4 protein-coding genes are annotated in these 1275 nt (G+C 63.4%); all 4 read right to left on the reverse strand.

Translation table 11 applies throughout. The annotated features are described in order from the left end of the window. Positions 1–52: 52 nt before the first annotated feature. Positions 53–394 carry a DUF1515 family protein gene (locus AC1DUU_RS32325; RefSeq protein ID WP_476787031.1) on the reverse strand — a complete coding sequence of 114 codons (342 nt, stop codon included), beginning with the start codon at positions 392–394 and terminating at the stop codon, positions 53–55. Further along, entirely contained in the window at positions 391–534 is a 144-nt protein-coding gene (locus tag AC1DUU_RS32330) for a hypothetical protein (protein WP_476787369.1), read from the reverse strand. Before AC1DUU_RS32330 ends, AC1DUU_RS32325 begins: the two co-directional genes overlap by 4 nt. 13 nt (positions 535–547) lie before the next feature. Beyond that, the gene (locus AC1DUU_RS32335; RefSeq protein WP_476787370.1) at positions 548–781 is read right to left on the reverse strand and encodes a hypothetical protein; all 234 of its coding nucleotides are present in this window, start codon (positions 779–781) and stop codon (positions 548–550) included. Next, the coding region (locus AC1DUU_RS32340) for a hypothetical protein (RefSeq protein WP_476787371.1) at positions 778–1275 on the reverse strand (498 nt) is incomplete at its 5' end. The genes AC1DUU_RS32335 and AC1DUU_RS32340, both read right to left, overlap by 4 nt.

A 1275-nucleotide genomic window follows, 5' to 3' on the forward strand; every position in this document is an offset into this window, starting at 1 on the left:
CAAGCTGAAGCACTTTAGCCGGGTCGCGCTCGCGGCCAACTTCCTCGCTCGATCAAGGCGGCGACCGACCTGTGAGCCAAGTATAGACGCCAAGCAGCCATCCGGCGCTCCCAACGACACCTAAGCCGATCTTGAGAAGGTAACGCCCAGCGGTGCCGGCACCCTGTGCCTGCGTTCGCAGGTTAACCACGTCGTCGGTCACGGCCTGCATGCTGGTCTGGCTGTGCTTCACCGCGATCACGTCAGCCTCAACCCTTGTGAGCCGGTGGCCGAACTCGTCAAGCCGGCGATGAACACCCGCCCGGCTTTCGTCGGCACGGTCCATGCGATCAAGGATCGCCTCAAGCTGACCTTCCATTCGCCCCAACATCATGTCTATGCTGCGCTCGCTCACTTGCGGCTTTCCTTCCCATGGCGAGCGCATTCGCTCTTGGTCCACACGCCGCCGGCGCAAAGACCCGCCGCCGTCTCGTTGATGCCCGCCTGGTCGGCTGGCGTCTTGCCCTGTGCGCCGATCAGCGAGGTACTGATCACAGCGCGCAGCCCGTTAGTGCTGGCAGGTGCCGGTTTCRAAGTCGAACAGCCCACCGCCAGCAGCGCAGCGGCGAAGCTCAGCGCGCCATTTCTCAGCTGCGTTGCCCGCATCGTCATTCTCCTTGGTGATCTGTGCGGCAAAGCGCGCTTGTTCGACTGAGCKGCCATAGCGATAGGCCGCCGTGTGGCTCCAGATGAGGCCGCCCAAGACGATGGCGGCGGCGGCGGCGATCAGAGCCGCCCTCATTCCCCGAACTCCGCCTTCAGCCCCTTCACCGCCTTGAACAGATCGTTCCTGCGCTTGATGCCGTAGATGGCAAAGGCGACGATGACGGCGACGATAGCGAGCTGCACGCGCCAGTCGAGATTACCGAAAGCTGCCAGCGGCGCACCGATGGCAGTCAGCAGCCAGGTCCAGAAGGTTTTGCTCTTGGTCGTCGGTGTTTCGAGCTCGCCCGGATCGGCCACGACGGGCTTTTCAATGATGACCGGCTCGGCTGGGGTGGTGGCCTGCGCTCCATTTCCTGCCGCCTTCACCCGGTTGAGCATCGCCTCGACCCTTGCAGGCGTAGTGCCGACCTTGTTGATGCCGTCGCCCAGGTAGTAGCTATCGCCGCGCTTGAGTTGGCGATGAGCGCCCTTGCAGGCTGCAAGAACGGGGAAACTAGCCCATTCCATAGCCACCCGCTTGCCGAACTCGGTGCGATCGATCTTGCCGGCCATGAACGCTTCATAGCCGCG

The organism is Aminobacter sp. P4_H6_2, assembly GCF_056400805.1.